At 41.0% G+C, this 23,218-nt stretch carries 23 protein-coding genes; 11 read left to right on the forward strand and 12 right to left on the reverse strand.

Features of this window, described 5'->3' with window-relative positions:
- The 10 genes from HMPREF2573_RS00630 to rpmH form a co-directional block, all read right to left on the reverse strand.
- The coding region (locus tag HMPREF2573_RS00630) for a transcription antitermination factor NusB (protein WP_304439938.1) at positions 1-483 on the reverse strand (483 nt) is incomplete at its 3' end.
- On the reverse strand, positions 473-1,498 hold the full coding sequence (gene fmt, locus HMPREF2573_RS00635) for a methionyl-tRNA formyltransferase (RefSeq protein WP_003662249.1): 1,026 nt from the start codon (positions 1,496-1,498) through the stop codon (positions 473-475). The genes HMPREF2573_RS00630 and fmt, both read right to left, overlap by 11 nt.
- A 130-nt stretch (positions 1,499-1,628) precedes the next feature.
- Positions 1,629-2,297: a riboflavin synthase gene (locus HMPREF2573_RS00640; protein WP_003666743.1), complete on the reverse strand. Its 669-nt coding sequence runs from the start codon at positions 2,295-2,297 to the stop codon at positions 1,629-1,631.
- Between the two features lie 282 nt (positions 2,298-2,579).
- The gene (gene ribD / locus HMPREF2573_RS00645; RefSeq protein ID WP_070472195.1) at positions 2,580-3,632 is read right to left on the reverse strand and encodes a bifunctional diaminohydroxyphosphoribosylaminopyrimidine deaminase/5-amino-6-(5-phosphoribosylamino)uracil reductase RibD; all 1,053 of its coding nucleotides are present in this window, start codon (positions 3,630-3,632) and stop codon (positions 2,580-2,582) included.
- The gene (nrdR, locus tag HMPREF2573_RS00650; protein ID WP_003664117.1) at positions 3,629-4,099 is read right to left on the reverse strand and encodes a transcriptional regulator NrdR; all 471 of its coding nucleotides are present in this window, start codon (positions 4,097-4,099) and stop codon (positions 3,629-3,631) included. Before nrdR ends, ribD begins: the two co-directional genes overlap by 4 nt.
- Before the next feature lie 103 nt (positions 4,100-4,202).
- Complete coding sequence (gene mnmE, locus HMPREF2573_RS00655) at positions 4,203-5,603, reverse strand: tRNA uridine-5-carboxymethylaminomethyl(34) synthesis GTPase MnmE (RefSeq protein ID WP_003670814.1); 1,401 nt, start codon at positions 5,601-5,603, stop codon at positions 4,203-4,205.
- A gap of 166 nt (positions 5,604-5,769) precedes the next feature.
- Positions 5,770-7,413 (reverse strand): membrane protein insertase YidC, encoded by a 1,644-nt coding sequence (gene yidC, locus HMPREF2573_RS00660; RefSeq protein WP_003670813.1) that lies wholly within the window; start codon positions 7,411-7,413, stop codon positions 5,770-5,772.
- A gap of 168 nt (positions 7,414-7,581) precedes the next feature.
- A complete protein-coding gene (gene yidD / locus HMPREF2573_RS00665) occupies positions 7,582-7,902 on the reverse strand; it encodes a membrane protein insertion efficiency factor YidD (protein ID WP_003662236.1) in 321 nt (106 codons plus the stop codon).
- Positions 7,903-7,919: 17 nt separating this feature from the next.
- Positions 7,920-8,333: a ribonuclease P protein component gene (rnpA, locus tag HMPREF2573_RS00670; RefSeq protein ID WP_003667384.1), complete on the reverse strand. Its 414-nt coding sequence runs from the start codon at positions 8,331-8,333 to the stop codon at positions 7,920-7,922.
- A gap of 111 nt (positions 8,334-8,444) precedes the next feature.
- The gene (gene rpmH, locus HMPREF2573_RS00675; protein WP_003662232.1) at positions 8,445-8,579 is read right to left on the reverse strand and encodes a 50S ribosomal protein L34; all 135 of its coding nucleotides are present in this window, start codon (positions 8,577-8,579) and stop codon (positions 8,445-8,447) included.
- Positions 8,580-9,176: 597 nt separating this feature from the next.
- On the opposite strand from rpmH, the gene dnaA reads away from it, so the two are divergent.
- The 11 genes from dnaA (at position 9,177) to HMPREF2573_RS09795 (ending at position 22,402) form a co-directional block, all read left to right on the forward strand.
- On the forward strand, positions 9,177-10,580 hold the full coding sequence (gene dnaA, locus HMPREF2573_RS00680; RefSeq protein WP_003662231.1) for a chromosomal replication initiator protein DnaA: 1,404 nt from the start codon (positions 9,177-9,179) through the stop codon (positions 10,578-10,580).
- 36 nt (positions 10,581-10,616) lie between these two features.
- Positions 10,617-11,774 (forward strand): DNA polymerase III subunit beta, encoded by a 1,158-nt coding sequence (gene dnaN, locus HMPREF2573_RS00685; protein ID WP_049167146.1) that lies wholly within the window; start codon positions 10,617-10,619, stop codon positions 11,772-11,774.
- 3 nt (positions 11,775-11,777) lie between these two features.
- Entirely contained in the window at positions 11,778-12,986 is a 1,209-nt protein-coding gene (locus HMPREF2573_RS00690) for a DNA replication/repair protein RecF (protein ID WP_070472198.1), read from the forward strand.
- Positions 12,987-13,122: 136 nt separating this feature from the next.
- Positions 13,123-15,582, forward strand: a complete 2,460-nt coding sequence (gene gyrB, locus HMPREF2573_RS00695) for a DNA topoisomerase (ATP-hydrolyzing) subunit B (protein WP_003664131.1) — start codon at positions 13,123-13,125, stop codon at positions 15,580-15,582.
- A gap of 173 nt (positions 15,583-15,755) precedes the next feature.
- Positions 15,756-17,315, forward strand: a complete 1,560-nt coding sequence (gene guaA / locus HMPREF2573_RS00700) for a glutamine-hydrolyzing GMP synthase (RefSeq protein WP_070472200.1) — start codon at positions 15,756-15,758, stop codon at positions 17,313-17,315.
- A gap of 152 nt (positions 17,316-17,467) precedes the next feature.
- On the forward strand, positions 17,468-18,685 hold the full coding sequence (locus HMPREF2573_RS00705) for an esterase-like activity of phytase family protein (RefSeq protein WP_003666723.1): 1,218 nt from the start codon (positions 17,468-17,470) through the stop codon (positions 18,683-18,685).
- A 265-nt stretch (positions 18,686-18,950) separates the two neighbouring features.
- Positions 18,951-19,445 (forward strand): septal ring lytic transglycosylase RlpA family protein, encoded by a 495-nt coding sequence (locus HMPREF2573_RS00710; protein ID WP_070472203.1) that lies wholly within the window; start codon positions 18,951-18,953, stop codon positions 19,443-19,445.
- Positions 19,446-19,458: 13 nt separating this feature from the next.
- Entirely contained in the window at positions 19,459-19,818 is a 360-nt protein-coding gene (locus HMPREF2573_RS00715; RefSeq protein ID WP_003662217.1) for an FKBP-type peptidyl-prolyl cis-trans isomerase, read from the forward strand.
- A 141-nt stretch (positions 19,819-19,959) separates the two neighbouring features.
- Positions 19,960-21,135: a type III PLP-dependent enzyme gene (locus HMPREF2573_RS00720; RefSeq protein WP_070472204.1), complete on the forward strand. Its 1,176-nt coding sequence runs from the start codon at positions 19,960-19,962 to the stop codon at positions 21,133-21,135.
- 95 nt (positions 21,136-21,230) lie between these two features.
- Positions 21,231-21,719 carry a hypothetical protein gene (locus HMPREF2573_RS09790; protein ID WP_241761940.1) on the forward strand — a complete coding sequence of 163 codons (489 nt, stop codon included), beginning with the start codon at positions 21,231-21,233 and terminating at the stop codon, positions 21,717-21,719.
- A complete protein-coding gene (locus HMPREF2573_RS09795; protein WP_306770672.1) occupies positions 21,626-22,402 on the forward strand; it encodes an aminotransferase class I/II-fold pyridoxal phosphate-dependent enzyme in 777 nt (258 codons plus the stop codon). Before HMPREF2573_RS09790 ends, HMPREF2573_RS09795 begins: the two co-directional genes overlap by 94 nt.
- An 89-nt stretch (positions 22,403-22,491) precedes the next feature.
- Here HMPREF2573_RS09795 and HMPREF2573_RS00730 read toward each other — a convergent pair whose 3' ends face one another.
- Together HMPREF2573_RS00730 and HMPREF2573_RS00735 are read right to left on the reverse strand one after the other, a co-directional pair.
- A complete protein-coding gene (locus tag HMPREF2573_RS00730) occupies positions 22,492-22,848 on the reverse strand; it encodes a RidA family protein (RefSeq protein ID WP_003666720.1) in 357 nt (118 codons plus the stop codon).
- Positions 22,849-22,856: 8 nt separating this feature from the next.
- Positions 22,857-23,218: FAD-dependent oxidoreductase (locus HMPREF2573_RS00735; protein WP_148129124.1), on the reverse strand; the 362-nt coding region annotated here is incomplete at its 5' end.

Consider the following 23,218-nt stretch of genomic DNA (forward strand, 5'->3'; position numbering starts at 1 on the left):
CTCACCCCAATCTTGTTTGAGCTGCTTAGCCAGCCAATTTGGTAAGCTGTGGTTTTTATTGACTTTCTTGGTAAATTTTGTTTTTGACTTTTGAGTTTTTCGAAGAATTGCATTCACAAGCCCTGTGCCATATTCTTTACCAAGCTGTTTTAAGGCTTCCACCGTGTCATTAATCGCAGCATACTCTGGTATATTCATATAGATAAGTTGATACAAGCCGATATTAATAGCGGCCTGCACCCCTTGATCTGTCACAGGATTTTCAATCAAGCTCTCAGAAATTCGAGATAATGCCCACCACTGCCGCAAAGTACCCAGCAGTAGTTCATGTACAAACCCTCGGCTACTCATCTCCGTTGATTTTAATAAAGGATCAAGTAGCTCTGACAGCGATTTACCATTTAAAATTTCTTCAATAACTAAGATAACTTTTGCACGAGATGAAAGCTGATGATTGTGTAGTTTTTTTATATTATTTTTCATGAGTTTTTATCTCAAAATAGTCACTATCACAAAGTTTATTGGTTTGGCAAATCTGTTCAGCAGTCAGTGGCTTACCGCCTGGCCATTGTATACTTGTAATATTAATCAAGTGCTGTATACCATTTGTATCAGCCCCACATGAGACCAAAATGGCATTTTTACCCACACTAACGATCTGACCAGCTGGAATTGATGTGGTTTGATCGAATTTGATCGGCAATGCACTTAAAACCTTGATACGCTCCGATTTATGATAAGTGTGGGCATTCAATGCACGGATTTGACGCTGGATTGTCAAAGCATCTTGATTCCAATCTATCAACCCTTCTTGAGTATGGATTTTTTCGGCATAATTTGCCAAGCTATCATCTTGAACCTTGGCCAATGATTGAAAATGCAATAAATTTTGTAGCACCGTGGTGATCGCATGAGCCCCAATCACTGCCAGCTTATCATGTAGCGTCTGCGTGGTATCAGTATCCAAAATAGGACATGATACCCGATATAGCATGTCGCCCGTATCCAAGCCTGTTGCCATTTGCATAATTGTAATGCCAGTTTCTTGATCGCCTGCCATAATGGCACGCTGAATGGGTGCGGCACCACGCCATCTTGGTAATAGTGATGCATGAATATTTAAGCACCCAAATTTTGGTATTTTTAAGACGCCCAAGGGTAAAATCAGTCCATAGGCTGCGACAATCATTATATCAGGCTGATAATTCGCCAAAGTTTCACGTGAAACAGCACCACTGACACCCTGCTCAGGTTGGTACTTTAGGCTAAAACTTATCGGCTGCTCAACAGGTATATTGTACACCTGTGCCACTTGCTTAATGGCTGAAGCGGTTAATTTTTGACCCCGCCCAGATTTACGATCTGGCTGCGTATAAACTGCGACAATTTGTATGTTTAAAACATCTTGCAGATCAATAAGATGCTTTAGGCTGACTGCAGCAAATTCGGGCGTCCCTGCAAATATGATACGCATTTTTGATTGAGTAAGGTGGTTCATAAAATTCATTTCTTAATATTTATTAATTAATTTAAGTCTATTATCTATAATTAATATTTTATATTAATAAAATTATGATATTAATAATATTAAATAATATAAATATTTTTAATTAATAAAAATTTAATTATTAAAGGTAAAATCCTGCCTGATTGAGCAACTCTTCAGAAATGCTACTGGTAGGCTTTTGTACTTGATTTGAAGCAAATAACAATCTTTCAAGATATCGAGAAATCAAATCTACCTCAATATTGACAAGCCCACCCACCGACCAATGCCGATCGATATTAGTACATTTGGCCGTATGTGGGATGATATTAAGGCATACAATGTTTTGTTCAGGCTTAATGGCATTGGTTGTCAGACTAATGCCATCAACAGTGATCGACCCTTTATCGGCAGCGTAACGCATAAGCTCACTTGGAATTTCAATTTCAATATAAATCGAACGGGCGTCTTTTGAGATATGACGAATCACGCCCACACCATCCACATGTCCTGCGACAATATGCCCCCCAAAACGCGTAGTTGGTCGCATGGCTTTTTCAAGATTGACTGTATCGCCAGTACGCCAATTCTTTAAAGCCGTCTTGCTCAGTGTTTCACGTGATACATCCACCGCATAAGTTTTATCACCAATATCCACCACGGTCAGACAAATGCCATTTGATGCAATCGAATCACCAAGATGCACATCATTAAAATCCATGTCTGGCGCATGGATTACCAACTGAACATCGCCGCCAATCTGATTGATGGATTTGAGTCTGCCTGTGGTTTCAATAATTCCTGTAAACATAATATTTTCTCATCAAATTATGGAAAACTTTTTTATAATGACATTAAAAACAAAAGTACAATCACACTATTAAGTTTTCCACAGACTAATATTCATCATTAGATTAGATATTAATACTTTTAAAAATCAAATAGTTAATAAAAATTTGGATTATAGTTAGTGATTAACCATCTTATTTATCCACAGGCTTATAACATCAATTTTCTTAATAAAAAATCATAAAATAATCATTAAACTAGGCTGTGGCTAAGCAAATTTAATTAAGAAATTTGCTAAAATAAATTAAGTTAAACTGTGATAAATTAGCCGAATATCATTGCCGATGATATCAGCAGAATGTAGCCCAAATCGATACTGCTGCACCAATTGATCAAGCTGACATGCAAACATCGGACGGGCATCTTGACCCAAAATACACGGTGCTTGATATACAATCAGCTCATCAACCAAGCCTTCTGTAATAAAGGCGCCAGACAGCTCGCTGCCTGCTTCTATCAATACATCATAGCAGGCATATTGTGATACCAAAGTTTTTAGCAGACTCATTAAATCATTACGCCAAATCAAGGTGTCATCACGATTTAACACTTGGTAATTATCTGAATCTGATAATCTATTTCTACGATCGACAATGACTACCTTGGGCTTAGGCAGCATATGTAGATCCACACCAAGCTGTTTGCTACGCACTGTCAACGCAGGATTATCCGCTATGATAGTGCCTGACCCTGTGATAATCGCAGCACTTTGGGCACGCAGTCGCTGCACATCTTCTCGTGCCTCTATACCTGTGATCCATTTGGATTCGCCCGATGCCGTCGCTGTACGCCCATCCAAACTGCTGGCAGTTTTTAACCTAACATAAGGCAAGCCCATTCTCATCGCCTTCAAAAAACCCAAATTTAACGCAGCTGCCTGCTGATCGCACACCCCCACCAAGACCTCAATTCCTGCATTTTGAAGTTTTTTGATACCATTACCAGCAACTTTGGGATTAGGGTCTAAGCTTGCAATAACAACTCGCTTAAGATCTGCAGCAATGAGCGCATCAGCACAAGGCGGTGTACGGCCCGTATGGCTACATGGCTCAAGTGTCACATAAGCGGTTACACCTTTGGTATCAAAACCCTGTGCTTTGGCATCAGCCAAGGCAAAAATCTCAGCATGTGGCTGCCCAGCCTTAGGATGATAACCCTGACCGATGACCAGACTATCTTTGACCAATACACAGCCAACAGCAGGGTTGGGTCTTGTGGTATAAATGCCCTTTTTTGCCGCCGCAATGGCAAGCTGCATATAATAAATATCTTGCTGTATCAATCGTTTGTCATTCATGAAGATTCACCACGCTTGGGTAAATTGATCTTGTCAAGCTCAGCTTGAAACTGGCCAATGTCCTGAAAATCACGGTAAACACTGGCAAAGCGTACATAAGCAACATCATCAAGTATCTTTAATTCATTCATCACAATTTCGCCTAAAATCTTACTTGATACTTCTCGCTCACCTGTTTTTCTAAGTTCATGCTCTATGCGGCTGATACATGCTTCGATTTCATCAACACTGATGGGACGCTTTTGTAGAGGTAGTGAAATTGAGCGTCTGAGTTTTGATTGATCATAAGGCTCAATACGGCTATTGGTTTTGATGATTCGTGGCATCAAAATTTCACAAATTTCAAAAGTTGTAAACCGCTCTCCGCACGCTAAACATTGTCGGCGTCGGCGTACTTGTGCACCTTCGGCAGCCAACCTAGAATCGGTCACCTTGGTATCTGCTTTATTGCAAAATGGGCAATGCATCACCACTCCTAAATTTTTTATTATTAATTAAAAATAATTAAATTTAATTTTTTATAAAAATATTAACCAATGAAATTGTTAAGATTTTTTTGGTAATAAAGTGCTATTTACCAATACAAAAACTTGAAAAAATCTTACCCAGCAGCTCATCTGCACTCATCTGACCTGTAATCTCGCCCAATGCTTGCTGAGACTGTCTTAGACTTTCTGCTACCAATTCACCAGCATGATAAATGGTAAGCTGCTCGTACGCTTCGATGGCGTACCCTTTGGCACGATTTAAGGCATCAAGATGGCGAGTGCGTGCAATCAAACTATTTTCAGGAGGATGAAAACCCACCTTTTGGGTTAATATTTCAATCAATTCATCAAGCCCTTCACCTGTTTCACATGAAACATAAACAAGTTTGGGTGCTGATTTGGTTTCACATGAAACCTGTAAAACTGGTTTTGAGATCAATAAATCACTTTTGTTTGCAACCAAAATCAATTTTTGGCGAATAATATCACCAACATCCTCAGTCACACCCTCACAAAACAGCTGATCGGCTAATGCTAACGGATCAGTTTCTGTTGTAACATCATAAACCATCATCAACACATCTGCTTGACGGATCGCATCAAATGCTCGCTTGATACCAATTTTTTCGACATGATCATCAGTTTTTCTAAGACCTGCTGTATCAGTTAAATGTACAGTCAACCCATTTAAAATCAAAGTTTCTTCCAAAGTGTCACGCGTGGTGCCTGCAATCTCTGTTACAATGGCACGCTCAGTACCCGATAGGCGATTAAGCAGACTGGATTTACCCGCATTGGGCTTACCTGCCAGCACCACATGCACGCCATCACGCAACAGCTGACCTTGTTTTGCTGTCGCTAAGATACGATCAATACCTGACAAAATCTCAGTTAATTTATTTTCAATGATACCATCAGACAAAAAATCAACATCTTCTTCCTCAGGAAAATCGATCGAAGCTTCCACATACAAGCGAAGATGAACAAGCTTATCTAATAACTCATTGATTTTTTGGGAAAATTCACCAGTCAAAGAACGAATAGCGCTGGTAGCCTGAGCGACAGAAGTGGCTGAAATGGCATCACTGATGGCCTCAGCCTGCACCAAGTCAATTTTATCATTTTCAAAAGCTCGGTAGCTAAATTCCCCTGCTGCTGCTTGGCGTGCACCAAGCTCAAACACCCGAGCCAACAGCATGTTTTGTAGTACCATGCCGCCATGACCTTGTAGCTCCACCACATCTTCTCCAGTGAATGAATGTGGCGCCTTAAAATAAATTATCACACCCTCATCAATCACACCCTCTTGACCATAAAAACCACCAAAATATGCCATTCTGGGTATTAAATTTGACCGCCTCGTCATTAGGCAACCGATGCGATAAGCGTCTTTACCTGATAATCGGATGATACCGACACCGCCTTGACCGATGGGGCTGGCGATGGCGGCAATGGTCGGTAATTGTTGGATACTGGTTGTCATAAATTGATAAGGTTTTCTGCTAAGTTAACCTTTTATTCTATCATTATTACATAAAAAATTGCTAGCATTGGTTATTGACTGACAAACATATCAAGCCAAAGGCGTATCAATCCAGCCATAAAAAAATCCCACAAATTGAGTATTTGTGGGATTTTTGAGGATTGCATTAAGCTTGCTTTGCTTTCATTTGGCGTTCCACACGCTTATTAACAAGATGTTGATGAGTCATACTAAATAAGTTATTCACTGTCCAGTACAATACCAGACCTGCTGGGAACCATAGCATGAACACCACAAAAATCATGGGCAAAATTTTCATCATTTTTGCTTGCATTGGGTCGGTAGGCTGTGGATTGAGCATTTGCTGGACAAACATGGTTATACCCATAAAAATCGGTAAAATAAACCAAGGATCCATTGCTGATAAATCGGTAATCCAACCAATCCATGGTGCATGACGCAGTTCCACCGACTCAACCAGCATCCAGTACAACCCCAAAAAAATCGGCATCTGAATCAAAATCGGCAAACAACCCGCCATTGGATTGACTTTTTCATCACGGTATAACTGCATCATCTCTTGACTCATCGCCATGCGATCATCACCGTGCTTATCTTTGAGCGCTTGCAATTTTGGGGCGATGGCACGCATTTTTGCCATAGACATATAGCTTTTATTTGATAGCCAAAATAAAGCGACTTTGATAATTAAAGTCAGTACAATGATTGACCAGCCCCAATTGCCAATCACTTTATTAATGTTATCTAAAATAGCGAACAGCACTTTTGAGATTGGCCATAACAATCCATAATCCACCGTTTGATTTAAGCCTTCAGCCACCGATGCCATTTCTGACTGAACTTTTGGACCTGCATACAGCGTACTGTTAAGGGTGATTTGCTTGCCTGACGCCACATTAATCACGGGGCTATTATAACCAATATAAAAATCCTTGCCTGTCGTACGAGCAAAAAAGTCAGCTTCAAAACTGTTTGATGGCGTCCAAGCCGATACAAAATAATGCTGGACAATTGCCACCCAGCCGTCTTTACTGCTAATATTGATATTATCGTCAAAATTAGAAAATTTCAGTTTATTATAAGGATCACTTGGCACACCCCAAGCACCACCTAAGTAAGTTGACATGCCAAGCATGCCTTTATCCTCTAGGCCAGGATCCTTACTGCTATCACGCTTAAGCTGAGCATACATTTGCCCTTGCCATGGTTGATTGGAATTATTATTAATATTATAACTCAGATTAATTGGGTATTTGCCTGCATTAAAGGTATAGGTCTTGGTGATCGTCAAGCCATCTTTGTGATATGTCAAAGGGACTTGTAGCGACCCTGCACTTGGATTAAGCACATAGCTGCTACGCGGGCTGTGGTAAACCGCACGGCCTTCAGCTGTGTCAATGCCATCTCGTCCAATCAATCCAGATTGTGCAACATAGGTGCGTAAATCGGTTTCTAAAAGTACAAATGGCTCAGTACTATCTTTGGTGGCATTGTGCTGTTTTAAAGCAGCATAAACAATATCGCCACCAACAGGATTGATCTTAATTTCATAACGGTCAGTGCTGACAGTGATCAAATCGGTATCAGCCAAATCAGCTACCGATCCTGCTGTCAAGCTTGGAATATCACCCACAACCTGTGTTGTTGGCACATCAGCATGAGTGGTTTGGGTTGCCACAGGCTGCGTAACTACAGGTTTTCTTGCATAGTCATCACGCCATGCCAAAATCAGCAAATATGCTGTAATTAGCATCGCTATAATGATTAAAATTCTTAGAATTTTTTGCATAGATTCAAATCCATTATCAATAAACAACACAGGCTATTAGCCTAAATCAAATTTTAAATCTTTTATTGTACTAAAAATACCCATAAAATCCTAGAAAATCTTGCTTAAGTTACCAATAAATCATGGTTGGCCAGTGATTTTTAAGGTTTTACCAAACAAATCATAATGCTAAGTTGTTTTGATTAAATGATTTAGCCGTGCTGCATAACTTAATGTGTCTTTGAATCCATAAGAAAAATAAAGATGGCTTGGTTGATAGTGATAGCGAGCCAAAGGCAGTGGAACAAAATCAATACCACAGCCGCCCCAAGGGTGACAGCGGCCGATTCGCCAAATACTGAGCCTAAGTCCTTTGATAGCTCCATGCCAAATAATCGCTTGGCGGCTATAAGCTGAGCAAGTTGGGTAATAACGACATCTTGGCGTCATCATCGGACTGATCCAGCGGCGATAAATCTCAATCAAGATTAGTAGAATATTTTTTAACATAACTAAATATTTAAAAATTAAACACTCAGTTCATCAGAATATAATTTATTAATTTTATTAAATAATTCTGTTACTTCGGTCGCGATGTCAAATTCTCTAGGATAGCCTGCCTTGACAATAACAACCACATCAATCGCCACCCAAGAAGCTTGGCGATGGCGAAAATTTTCACGGCACAGTCGTTTAAGTTGATTACGATCCACCGCTTTTTTTAGCTTTTTTTTGGTGATTGCCAAACCCAATCGTGCCGACAAACCCTGACCCTGTCCAATAAATGCCAACAAATGCAGGGTATGAACCTTTTTAACGGGTGAATCAAATACCGCCTTAAAGTCGGCAGGTATGAGTAGGCGATGGTATTTTTGGAAGTTTTTAGCTTTTGGCAAAGAAGTCGCTAAATTTTGAGATGTGTCAATCAGAACAGATGTCATAATGGCAGGTTTTGTACAAAGAGGTATGATTTTAACATAATTAGGTCACAGCATCATAATTTATGGCATAAAAAAGCACCGTGTGATCGGTGCTTTTAATTTGACCAGATATTACACAGTCAAACGATGACGACCTTTAGCACGGCGACGTGCCAAAACTTGACGGCCTTTTTTGGTTGCCATGCGAGCACGGAAACCATGAGTGCGTTTACGCTTTAAAACGCTTGGTTGAAATGTACGCTTCATAAATCACCTTTAAAGATGTCAGCACCTAACGGTACCAAAAGTTGTCAAAAGTGAAACTGATGAACAACTCAAATTACAGTTAACTAGTTAATGTTTCTCACTTTAGACAAGTGAAAATCTTGATAATACTATCAAATATTTTTTGATTTGTCAATTAATTGCCAAGTTAAATTTAAATTTTTTGTCATAAACGCTCATTTTTTATTTTATAAAAATAAAGTTTTTTGGCTAATAAGTGATGACATTTGGCTAGTTTTTAAGGCCATTGTTAAAAGTTATCCACAGAATTTAAGCCGCCTTATTATTTAATCTTAAACTTAAATATAATAATAATAAAGCAAAAAAATCTTGTGGATAACCGTAATATTATTATATTTTTCATAAAGTTATCTTGTGGAAATCAATGTTTATAAAATGTGCATAAATTGTGGAAAACTTAGAATTTTGAGTTATCCACAATATTATTCATCAAGTTATCCACAAAATAAAGCTTGTAATTTAATAAAATTATGGTACTATTTCACCCCACCGATTGAGCATGATTTAGTCATGCATAGTATAAAATCACTTTGAACCGTTTTTTAATTGGGATAAGTCATGAGCCTGTTTGAAGATTTGCCCGTGCAAGATAGCATCTCACCCAATCATCTTGGTGAGCGTGTGTGGCAATTGTGCCTACCTGATTTACAATTTGCTATGGCGGATAAAGACTATCGCCAATGGATCGCACCCCTTAAAGCTGAAGTGAACGATACCGAGCTTTTGTTGCTTGCACCTAATATGATGTGGGTTAGGCATGTTAAAGACAATTATCTAAGCCAAATCACCGATCTTGCCTATCAGCATGGTAAAGGAGTGATCAAGTCGGTTCGTATTGAGATGGTGGCAAGTACCATCCCAAATGACCCTGCGACCAAAAAAGCCAAAACTAATAAAAAGACCAGCAAAAAAACGGGTGTCGTTGAAGGGTTGCCCATTGATCCTGGGTTTACCTTTGATGTATTTATCAAAGGTAAGTCCAATGCTTCTGCTTATAATGCTTGCAATGAGCTTTCTAGAAAAGAAAGTAAGCATAACTATGGCCCTATATTTATATACGGCTCATCAGGTTTGGGCAAGACGCATTTGATGCATGCCATGGCGCATCGCTATCAAAAATACGGTAAGCAATTTTTTTATTTTACCAAAGATCATTTTTATAAAATCACGCTAGAGGCATTTCGTACCAATGACATTGTACAGATGGAAAAAGAAATTTGCCAAGCGGATTTGTTGATTATTGATGATGTGCATATGGTCAGTGGCTCAAAAGCACCCAAAGTAACTGAAATCTTGATGAAGCTTTTTGATACATTCTCAGCAGGCAACACCCAAAAGCAGGTGGTGCTTGCCTCAGACCGTCCCCCTTCACAGATGACCAGTTTTGGTGAGCGTTACATTTCTCGTTTATCAAGCTGTTTGCAGTTGTCGATTGAGCCGCCAGATATGGAAATGCGTATCCAAATTTTAGAAAAAAAAGCGCAGATGCTCAATCTGTTACTACCCAGAGAATGTGCGTTATATATGGCACAAAATCTACCGCCTGATGTGCGTGGTTTAGAAGGGGCGTTAAAACGCGTACAGCTGTCCGCCACCATTTTGCGTAATGAGCCGGTGAGCTTACCACTTGTCAAAGACGCCATTAAAGATCAGGTTCAAGCACGTGCTCGGGCATTGAACGCCGAAAATATTCGTGATTTGGTGGCTGAATATTATGAAATTTCCCCAAAGGATTTGATGAGTAAAAAGCGTGCACGCTACATCGCCAGACCCAGACAAATGGCAATGGCACTCATTCGTGAACTGACGCGTGATAGTTTTCCTGAAATTGGGCAAGTTTTTGGTGGTCGTGATCACACCACAGTTATGCATGCGTGTGAAAAGATCGAAGAGCTGCGTACCCAAGATGCCAAAATTCAAAAGGATTATCATTCTTTAAAGATGATGTTAGAATATGTCTAGTATTGCCCCAGCAACCAACAAATTTAGTGAGCTTTTATGAAATTATCTATCAATCGTAACTTATTACTCAAAGCCATCAATTTGGTGGTAAAGGCAGCAGATAAACGCCATCGTTTTGCCATTTTAGCGAATATTAAATTGGTGCTTGAAGAAGGTTTTTTGACATTGACAGCATCGGATTTGGAGCTTGAGCTGACGACACGATTTGCTTTACCCAAAGATGGCTGTATTCAGGCAGGTAGCACAACCTTGCCAGCTGAGATGTTTTTTAGTGTGTGTAAATCACTGCCAGAAGAGGTGGTGGTGATTGACGCCCCCGAAGATACCACGCACTGCATTATTACCAGTGGTACAGGCAGGTATACATTAAGCTGTTTGCCTGCAGATGATTTTCCAACTATCGGCACAGCGACACCTTTGAGTGTGATAAAAATCAGTCAAGGCAACCTAAGCAGTTTGATTCATCATACCCGATTTGCGATGGCGACCCAGGATGTGCGTTATTATTTGACGGGCATGCTGTTCGATATTGGTGAAAATACACTAACTGCAGTTGCAACAGATGGACATCGCTTGGCGGTGGCACATCGATTGCTGAATGAAACTTATGCGCCCAATCAAGTCATCATTCCTGGTAAAGCAGTGGCTGAATTAGAACGCTTGTTGATTGAGCTTGCCAAAACGGTTGATGATTCTAATATTGTTGAGCTTGGTTTTGATGCAGAGTTTTTACAAGTGGGCTTGGTGCTTAAAGATGAAGACACTGACAATGAGATTACAGTGAAACTGTCTGCACGCTTAATTGAGGGTAAATTTCCCGACTATCGCCGTGTGATTCCTGCCAATAATGATAAAATTGTTTTATTTAATAAAGATGAGGCGGTGGATGTGTTACGCCGAATCTCGGTACTAAATACCAAAGAAGAACCGGGCGTGCTGATGAATTTTGATACCACGGATTTTTGTAAAGTGGGTGTTACCAACAGAAACCTTGGTGAGGCTGAAGAAATGCTTGGGGTGAATTATAGCGGCGATGCCATTGAGCTGACCTTTAATGAGGCGTATCTGCGTGCAGTACTTAATGTTTTAGAAGGAGAGGTTTGTCTTGAGCTAAATCAGCCAAGTTCGCCTGCACTGATTTATCAAGTGGGCGATGATTTGCATCGCTATGTCATCATGCCAATGCGTCGGTAAGTTATGATTAAGCAGTTGCAAATACATGAGCTGCGCAACCTTAAGCGGGTAAATTTAACGCTTGCAGCGTGTAATCTGATTGTCGGAGCTAACGGAAGTGGTAAAACATCGCTGTTGGAGGCGGTGTTTTTGTTGTCACGAGGCAAAAGCTTTCGTCATCATGAGCCTAAACGATATATCCGCCACCATCAAAGTGCTTGTACCGTATGGGCACGCACAAAATTTGAAGAGTCCTGTACGCTTGCTATCCAAAAAAAGCTCGATGAGACAGGCAAGTCTGACTCTATTTTAAGATTTAATGAACACACCGTTTCAACCCAAAGTACGCTAAGCTTTCATTTGCCAACCTTGCTCATCGACCCTGTTAGTATGAGCTTGCTGGATGAAGGCAGTATCTCTCGGCGTCAGATGCTTGATTGGCTGACTTTTCATATTCAGCCTAAGTTTTATCATCAGTGGCTACAATACCAACGCCTACTCAAACAAAGAAACGCTCTACTCAAACATCCTAGCGTTCATCATAAGCTTCCTGAGCTGTTTGCTTGGGATGAACAGCTTGGATTTTATGCGCATGCTTTACACGAGCATCGCTTGGCAGTTTTTGATCAATGGACCAGATATTTTGATGAGATGATAAAGCAGCTTTTGCCTGAGTATCACTCATCGCTTAGCCTACAATATCTAGCAGGTTTTGACTATACCAAACCCTTGAGTCAAACCCTAAAAATGCGTCTTAATCAAGACATGAGCTTAGGTTATACACGCATAGGTGCACATCGTGCAGACATCAATGTCAAAATTCATTCTCAAAACAATCAAGGGCAAACAATCCACGAACAAGCCACGCATATCCTATCTCGTGGCGAAAAAAAACTCCTCATTACTGCCCTAAAACTGTCTCAGCTAAAGCTGATGTGTCATGCCATCGATAAGATACCTATGCAGACAGCACATCCGCCAGTTGTATTGATTGATGATCTTGATGCTGAACTTGATGAAGATGCCATTGAAATTTTGCTCAAAACGGTATTTTCGTTGCCTTGCCAAGCGATTATCACCAGCCTTAATGTACAGACGCACCAAAAAATCTTAGCACTTAAGTCTGATGGCTTTATGGCGACTTCTGCACCAAATCAGCGTACCGCCGAAGACTTATCTTATAAGATGTTTCATGTGGAACAGGGTAAATTCCAAGAGTGCAACATTTCATAAAGTCGATAAAATAACTGCCAAAAGCTAGGCGTGACAATGACTTTTTATAAAAAAAATGCTATAATATACCCTGTTTTTTTATGAATAATTGTGGGTAATTTGCTTAAAAATTAACCGCCCCACTTAAGGAAGTTTCATGACCGATAATACCAACAATCATCCACAGGTCGATGCACAAGAAATTGAATACACCGCTAAAAATGTCCGAGTTCTGCGTGGGCTTGAGGCGGTGCGTGTCCGCCCAGGTATGTATATCGGTGATACCGATGATGGTACAGGCTTGCACCATATGGTGTTTGAGGTGGTGGATAATGCCATTGATGAGGCATTGGCAGGGCACTGTGATGAGATTAATATTATCGTCCATGACGATGAATCTGTTTCGGTGATGGACAATGGGCGTGGTATTCCTGTGGATATCCACCCTGAAGAAGGTGTATCAGCTGCCGAGGTTATTATGACGGTGCTTCATGCAGGCGGTAAATTTGATGATAATTCATACAAAGTATCTGGTGGCCTACATGGTGTTGGCGTCTCGGTGGTCAATGCACTGTCCAAAAAGCTGATCTTAACGATTTGGCGTGATGGTTATGCTCATACCCAAAACTATACTGACGGCGTGCCAGATGCGCCACTGGCTAAGCTTGAGCCGTCTACTCAGACAGGTACTCAGGTGCGTTTTTATCCAAGCTTTGAGATTTTTAAGGGCGTGCAACACTTTGATTACGATATTCTTGCCAAGCGTTTGCGTGAGTTATCATTTTTAAATTCAGGGGTTCGGATTGTTTTAACGGATGAGCGTACAAGTACTACTCAGGTGTTTGAGCATAAAGGCGGTTTGTCTGAATTTGTCAGTTATATTAATGGCGGCAAACACACCTTAAACGATATTTTTCATTTTACTGCAGATGGTGCAGATGGCATCGGTGTTGAGGTTGCGCTGCAATGGTCGGACAGCTACAATGAGAAGGTACTTTGTTTTACCAATAATATTCCTCAAAAAGATGGTGGGACGCACTTATCTGGGTTTCGTTCAGCGTTGACACGCTGCCTAAATCATTATTTAGACTCTGAAAATATCACCAAAAAAGAAAAGGTTCAAATCACAGGTGATGATGCGCGTGAGGGCTTAACCGCCATCATTTCTGTTAAAGTGCCTGATCCTAAATTTAGCTCACAAACCAAAGACAAGCTGGTTTCAAGTGAAGTTAAATCCGTGGTTGAGACCGCCATGCATGAACGATTATCTGAGTATTTACTTGAAAATCCGACTGCCGCTAAGATGATTGCAAGCAAAATCATTGATGCAGCACGGGCGCGTGATGCAGCTCGCAAAGCCCGAGAAATGACACGCCGCAAAAGTACTTTAGATATTGCAGGTTTGCCGGGCAAATTGGCTGATTGCCAAGAAAAAGACCCCGCTTTATCTGAATTGTTTATCGTTGAGGGCGACTCTGCGGGTGGTTCTGCCAAACAGGGTCGTAATCGTAAAATGCAGGCAATTTTACCTTTGAAAGGTAAAATTTTAAATGTTGAGCGTGCACGATTTGATAAAATGCTCTCAAGTGCTGAGGTGGGGACGCTGATTACCGCTTTGGGTACAGGCATTGGACCTGGCGAATACAATCCTGACAAAATTCGCTACCATAAAATTGTCATCATGACCGATGCGGATGTGGATGGTAGCCATATTCGCACCTTGCTCCTGACTTTCTTTTTCCGTCAAATGCCAGAGCTGATTGAGCGTGGTCATATTTATATTGCTCAGCCACCGTTATATAAGGTCAAACGCGGCAAGCAAGAGGTTTATCTAAAAGATACCGAAGCCTTGGATGCATATTTGTTATCATCAACCATTGATGACCATCAGCTATTTTTGAGTAAAGATACACCGCCTGTGACTGGCGTGGCACTTGAAAAACTCTTAAAAGATTACAGTCAAAGCCAAGTAATTAAAGCACATTTGCAATCAAAATATCCATCGCATCTACTAGATGCACTTACTTTGATACCAAAGCTTGATGTCTCTGCCATTGGCGATAAACAGGCAGTTGATGAGTGGGCTTTGGCACTTGAAAATCAGCTTAACGACCTAGAGCCAAAGCTTGATGCCAAAGTTGAAGCGGTACAAGTATTGGGCGGGGATGATGGCAATGGACATTGGCTACCTCGTGTTACGCTTCATATTCATCGCCTGCCACATCAGTATTTATTGGATACGAATTTTTTGGGTTCTGCTGACTATATGCGTTTATTAAAACTCAGTGCCAATTGGAATACCGTTTTATCTAACAGTGCTTTTTTGCGTCGTGGTGACAAGGATTTCATCATTAAAGATTTTGAGTATTTATGGCAACAGTTGATGCTTGCTGCTCGCCGTGGTGTGGATGTGCAGCGTTATAAAGGTCTAGGTGAGATGAATAAAGAGCAGCTTTGGGAAACGACCATGGATCCTGAAAATCGTCGTATGCTTAAAATCACCATTGAAGATGCGATCAAGGCTGATCATTTATTTAGTTGCTTAATGGGTGATGAGGTTGAACCGCGTCGTATCTTTATTGAAGAAAATGCACTAAATGCCGATATTGATACCTAAATCAAACACCGATACTCAAATAGTATCGGTGTTTGACTCAGACCATACGAAAAATTGTGTGATGTATGATAATTTAAATACTCATGCGTATTAGCTACTTATTTTTATATTCAAAAAATGCTAAAATACGATCACTTTAACTGCTATTGATTTGATTAACCGAAGGTATTTTAATGACCAACATTACCCAAGACCGCATCCTTATTCTTGATTTTGGCTCACAATATAGCCAGCTTATTGCTCGCCGTGTGCGTGAGGCTGGTGTGTATTCTGAGATTCATGCGTTTGATATGTCTGATGAAGATATTCGTGCATTTAATCCTAGGGGCGTTATTTTATCTGGCGGCCCTGAAAGTGTTCATCAAGAAGGTTCGCCTCGAGCACCAAAGGCTGTCTTTGAGCTTGGGGTGCCTGTTTTGGGTATCTGTTATGGTTTTCAGACCATGTCCGAACAATTAGGTGGCAAGGTAGAAGCTGGATTGGTGCATGAATTTGGCTATGCCAAGATTGATATCGCGCATCAAGATAAACTGCTTAGCAAAATCAATGATGAAAAAAATCAATCTCAAGTTTGGATGAGCCATGGCGATAAGGTGGCAAGCCTACCAACAGGTTTCACTGTAACATCTTCTACACCAAATTGCCCTTATGCATCTGCTTCTGATGAAGATCGTCAGTTGTACGGTGTGCAATTTCATCCTGAGGTGACACATACCGAAAAAGGAGAACAGCTGATTTCTAATTTTGTGCATATCATTTGTGGTTGTGGTAATGCGTGGAATTCTGAAAATATCATTGAGATGCGTATTGAGCAACTCAAAAACCAAATTGGCAATCAAAAAGTATTACTTGGTCTATCAGGTGGCGTTGATAGTTCTGTGGTTGCAGCACTGCTTCATCGTGCCATCGGTGATCAGCTGACTTGTGTGTTTGTGGATAATGGATTATTACGATTAAATGAAGGCGATCAGGTGATGCAAATGTTTGCTGAAAACATGGGCATTCGTGTGATTCGTGCTGATAGTGAGGCGCGTTTTTTAAATGCACTTGCAGGTGTGAGTGATCCTGAAGCGAAGCGTAAAATCATTGGCCGTGAGTTTATCGAAGTGTTCTCGGAAGAGGCGCGTAAGCTTGATGGCGTTAAGTTCTTGGCTCAGGGCACAATTTATCCTGATGTCATCGAGTCAGCAGCCAGCAAGCAAGGCAAAGCACATGTCATCAAATCACATCACAATGTGGGTGGTTTGCCTGATGATTTGGCATTTGAATTGGTTGAGCCTTTGCTTGACTTATTTAAAGATGAGGTGCGTAAGCTTGGCGTTGCACTTGGCATCCCGCATCATATGATTTATCGCCATCCTTTTCCAGGTCCTGGATTGGGCGTGCGTATTTTGGGTGAAGTTAAAAAAGAATATGCCGATATCTTGCGTCTTGCAGATGATATTTTTATGCAAGAGCTTAGAGCGTCTGGCTGGTATGATAAAACTGCCCAAGCTTTTGCAGTATTTGAGCCTGTCAAATCAGTGGGCGTTGTTGGTGATGGCAGGCGCTATGCATGGGTGATTGCACTGCGTGCCGTTGAGACGGTAGATTTTATGACGGCTCGTTTTGCACATTTGCCTTATGAGCTGATTGATAAAATTTCAACACGCATCATGAATGAAATCAAAGAGGTTTCTCGTGTGGTGTATGATGTCTCAAGCAAGCCACCTGCAACGATTGAATGGGAATGATTGGTGGATTAAGTTAGCTTATCGCTCAACCAAGCTTGGTTGGGCGATTTTTTTATCCTTACTTTATGATCTTTAAATTGTCATAAAAAATAAGTCTTATTGTCATCATTACTGATTACAATGCCATCAAAAGTACTATTTATGGAGTTGTGATGAAATTTTATATCGCCAAAACACACATTTTCTTAGCCCTCATGGTGGGTTTGTCATCTATGGCATGGGCAAATCCTGCGGCAACTTTGACAGGATTTGCCAAACTGGATGTCGAAACTTATGCCACAGGTCCAATCTCAGGTAGGGCAGCCAAGACAGCCAATGGCATCGTTGTACCCTTTAAAGCTCAGCCGGTTCAGGGGTTTTCTGGTGCCCTAAAAAACCATGATAGCAGCTATACTGTGTTGGCAGATAATGGTTATGGCACCAAGGATAATTCAGCAGATTTTTTATTGCGGATTTATCATCTTGATGTTGATTTTCGCTCCAAAGAAGGGGGTGGTGGTGAGGTGAAAGTGCTGGATTTTATTCAGCTTCGTGATCCTAACAAGCTCATCCCTTTTGAAATCGTTAATGAAAACTCAGCTGACAGACTCTTAACAGGTGCAGACTTTGACCCTGAATCTATTCAGCGAACCTCTGACGGCAGTTATTGGATTGGTGAAGAGTTTGGACCCTTTTTGCTGCATTTTAATAAAGAAGGCGTGTTGATTGATGCACCGATCGCATTACTGCATCCGAATCAGAAAAATCAGCAGCTGCGTTCACCTCAAAACCCTTTGAATACCAATTACTCATCACCTACTACCGTGCAGCGCAGTGGCGGCTTTGAAGGGATGGCGCTGTCGAGTGATGGCAAATTTTTATATCCCATGCTAGAAAAGCCATTAACTGATACAGGCACTAAGCAGTTGCTAATTTCTGAATTTGATGTCCAGAAAAAAGCTTATACAGGCAACCATTACTGGTTTGTGCTGGATGAAAGAGCGACAGCGATTGGTGATTTTCAGATGATTGATAACCGATCAGGGATTGTAATTGAGCGAGATGATACCGAAAACGACTGGAATGGCTATAAAAAATTGATCCGCATTACGCTTGGTCGGTCAGGTCAAGCAGTTGATCGCACGGATCTTGTTGATCTGATGAACATTGATAATCCCGATCATTTGTACGGTCCTGTTCGAGCAGGCGATATGGGTGTGGGTCAAAGATTCACTTTTCCATTTTTTACCATCGAAGATATTATCATTGAAGATGATCGCACTATCACAGTGTTTAATGATAATAATTTTCCAGGCTCGTCAGGGCGTAATGCAAATTTGGCGGATGACAATGAAATCATTCGTCTAAATTTACATCAGCCCCTGCGCTGATTAGACCGCTTGATAGCAACTCACCTGCTAAAAAAGCTCAATTTAGATATTGAGCTTTTTATTAAAGGCAATCAAAAAACAAGACAGACTCAGCAATACTTTAGTAACATTAAATATCAATTGTTAAAAATTTGTCAAAGAATATGTAAATCCTTGTAATTATCATGGGTGTTGGCTATGATACGCCATTATTTTTGAGATTTTAGTGAAACTGCACTGAAATCAACATAAATCCACCAAAGGCTAAAAGCCTAAGGATCAGATGATGAAAAAGATTTTTGTAGCTGCTTTGGCGCTGTCTGCCTTGTCTGCTCAAGCGGCGACCGTCACCTACTATGGTGATAAGTTTCATGGCAAAAAGACAGCAAGTGGCGAGAGATTTAACCAAAATGCAATGACCTGTGCCAGTAATAGCCATAAATTTGGCACGCATTTAAAAGTTACCAACACCGCCAATGATAAATCAGTGATTTGCCGAGTGAATGACCGTGGCGGCTTTGGTAAATATGGCGTGACTTTAGATTTGTCAAAAGGTGCATTTGCTAAAATTGCACCACTTTCTCAAGGTCGTGCACGGGTAATCATTGAAAAGGTTGATGATTTAATTGCCCAAGACACCCAAGGTATCGAAAGTAGCACACTGGCACAAGACAGCCTAAACGCACAAAAAGTGGCTGAAGCGTTGTCACAAGTTGAAAAAGTATCAACCGAACACACCACTCGCATCACTTTGGCAAGCAATACTTCAGTGACTGAATAAGATGTAAAAGCTTATGATAAAAGCGACAGATATTGTGGTTGGCACAGGCAAAACTGCCGTTAAAGGTGCTTTGATTATCACTGAATACACAGGCTATCTGATGGATGGCACGGTGTTTGATGCTTCTGTGCACCGTGGTCGTCCATTTGAGTGCGTGATCGGCACAGGTCGCGTGATCAAAGGTTGGGATTTGGGCGTGCTAGGCTTTGATGACTCGGGGGTTGGTGTGGTGCCCATGCAAGTTGGCGGCAGGCGAGAATTAATCGTGCCTGCACATTTGGCGTATGGTGATCGTGCAGTTGGTAAAATTCCACCCAACTCACCGCTACGTTTTGAGATTGAGCTATTAGAAGTGCGTACTCGTGACGATTGATGAGATCGATGCTCAAAAGCATAGCCCGACCGCCAAAAGCTTGCTATAATAAACTTAAGCAAGCTTTTTTGATGCGTTTCATTATGTACTTAACCAGACACATCAACACAGCTTTAAAAAACTTGATAGGAGCAAGCCTTAGTGATTAAGATTGATCAATATTTTAGCCAAGCCCAGTGGCAGAAATTTACCCAAGCGGCAGAAGGTCAAGAGACACCTTTATTGGTGGTTGATTTGAGCCGAATTAAGACCAAATACGAAGAGATGGTCACGCTATTTCCTAAGGCAAAAATCCATTATGCCATGAAAGCAAGTCCCGCCACCGAAGTGGTCAAATATTTGGCTGATTTGGGCTCAAATTTTGATTGTGCATCGATTTATGAACTTGACCGTGTCTTAGATTGTGGTGTTACAGCTGACCGTATCTCCTATGGTAATACCATCAAAAAAGCAGTGCATATTAAGTATGCCTATAATAAGGGTATTGATTTATACGCAACTGATTCTAAAGCTGATCTAATTAATATCGCTAATAATGCCCCTGGCTCAAAGGTATTTGTCCGTATTTTAGTGCATGGTGCTGACACGGCCGAATGGCCGTTATCACGCAAATTTGGTTGCCACCCTGATATGGCAGTTGATTTACTTGTTCAGGCAAAAAATTTGGGTCTTGTGCCTTATGGTATCTCATTTCATGTCGGCAGCCAACAAAAAGATGTCGCAGCGTGGGATGATGCGTTAGCAAAAGTTAAATATATGTTTGACTGGATGAAATATGAAGAGGGTATTAAGCTTCAGATGATTAATTTGGGCGGTGGTTTTCCAACCAACTATATCAGTGAGGTGAACCCAATCTCGGTCTATGCTGAAGAGATTCATCGATATTTATCTGAAGATTTTGATGAAGATGAAATGCCTGAGATTATCTTAGAGCCAGGCCGTTCCATGGTGGGAGATAGTGGCGTTTTAGTTTCGGAGGTTGTGCTAATTAGCCGAAAATCACGCACTGATTTGACCCGCTGGGTATATACAGATGTTGGTTTATTTCAAGGTTTGATCGAAACGTTGGGCGAGGCAATTAAGTATCCTGTTTATACACCAAAAATGGAAACCACAGCTGAGCAAGGCACGGTAATTTTGGCAGGTCCAACCTGCGATAGTACAGATATTATGTATGAAGATGCAGCCTATAAATTGCCTCAAAATCTTGAAATTGGCGATAAATTATACTGGCTGACGACAGGTGCCTATACCAACTCTTATTCATCGGTTGAATTTAATGGCTTTCCACCCTTGAAGGTCAAATATATTGAATAATGTTTCACATGAAACAAAAATAAATAACAAGGTTTGAGATGTAATTTTCAAAATTTGGCGAAAAATTTATTCAAAATAGCCCCATCTTGCAACTGATGGATGATTTGGGTAATGCCTTAAATAGCGATACACCGATCAATATGCTTGGTGGTGGCAATCCTGCGAATATTCCAGAAGTATCAGCAGCATATCATGCAGCGTATCAACAAATCGCTACCAACGGTACGGCAATAGAAAGTATGAGTAATTACGCTTCGCCGCAAGGTGATAGTAAATTTATCAAGGTGCTTGTTGAATTTTTTAATCGTCACTATGGTTGGGGATTGACCGCTGATCATATTGTGCTGACGAATGGCTCTCAAAACGCATTCTTTTATTTATTTAATTTGTTTGCAGGCAATTTTATGATGGCAGTCATAAATCCATTTTACTGCCTTTGTCGCCTGAATATGTCGGCTATGCTGATGTACAAGTTGAGGGTTCTTATTTTGTGTCGCTGCCCCCAATCATCGAAAAAACTACACATGAAGGTCGTGAAGGATTTTTTAAATATAAAGTGGATTTTGATGCTCTTGAAAATTTAGAAGAATTAAATAATAATAAAATTGGTGCAATTTGCTGTTCACGCCCAACCAATCCAACGGGCAATGTACTGACAGACGGTGAGATGACACACCTAAAACAGCTTGCCAAAAAGCACGGCATACCTTTAATTATTGATAATGCCTACGGTGCACCGTTTCCAAGTATTATCCACACCAGCACAACCCTTGAGTGGGATGATGAGACCATCTTATGCTTTGGCCTATCAAAGATCGGTCTGCTAGGCGTGCGCACGGGTATCATCATTGCGCATCCAAAGATTGCTAAGGCTGTGAGCAATATGAACGCCATCGTTAATTTGTCACCTGTACGCTTTGGGGCGGCGATTGCCACACCATTATTTGAAAATGATGAGATTATTTGCCTGTCTGATGAGCTCATCTCCCCATTTTATAAAAAACAGTCAATATTTGCTATCCAACGTCTCCAAGAAGAGTTTGCAGATTATCCGGTTTATATCCATCAGCCTGAAGGTGTGATTTTTCTGTGGGTGTGGTTTGAGGGCTTACCGATTTCTACGACCACGCTGTATCAGATTTTAAAGCAACAAGGCACGCTGATTATCCCAAGTGAGCATTTTTTTTGTGGGAATGCAGACGGCGGATTATCCACACGCCAAAGAGTGTATCCGCTTGTCGATTGCCCAAGACGATCACACACTTGACCAAGGCATCAAAACGATTGGTGAAGTGGTTAGGCAGTTGTATCACAATTAAAAAATACCGCAGCTCATCGGCTGCGGTCTTGTTTGGGTTATGATTGAGTGGCAGCAGTGACCATAATTTCAACAAGCCAGTTTGGATTGACCAAGTTGGCTTGAATGGTTGCGCGTACTGGCGGCGTTGAGCCTGCCATCCATTCTTTCCAAGCGTTATTAAAGCCTTCAAAATCCTCCAAATTTTTGATGAACACTTGAGCAGATAGCAAGTGATTTTTGTCGGTGCCTGCCAAAGCCAATGCCTTGTCGATATTAGCAAAGACTTGGCGTGACTGCCCAGCGATGTCAAGGCTATCATCGTCAGGTACTTGACCTGCCAAATAAACCACACTGCCATGAACCGCCACTTCGCTTAAGGTGTCATTGCTGTCAAATTTTTGGATGATACTCATAATTTTCCTTATGCTGATTGATAACGGGTTAATGATAGGCCATCAAGGCTGATGCTGGGTGTCTGATGGGTAATGATATCACTGATTAGGCTGCCTGAACCACAAGACATGGTCCAACCTAAGGTACCATGCCCAGTATTGAGATACAAATTTTTTAGATCAGTTTGACCAATGATGGGCGTACCGTCTGGTGTCATGGGTCGAAGACCCGTCCAAAAGGTTGCGTTTTTTAAATCTCCGCCATCAAACAAGCTTTTGGTAACCATCTCAAGTGTCTCACGGCGTTTTTGTCGTAAATTCAAATCAAAGCCACTTAACTCCGCCATACCGCCCACACGAATGCGTTGATTAAATCGTGTGATGGCAATTT

This window comes from Moraxella sp. HMSC061H09, assembly GCF_001809255.1.
Taxonomy (GTDB): domain Bacteria; phylum Pseudomonadota; class Gammaproteobacteria; order Pseudomonadales; family Moraxellaceae; genus Moraxella; species Moraxella catarrhalis.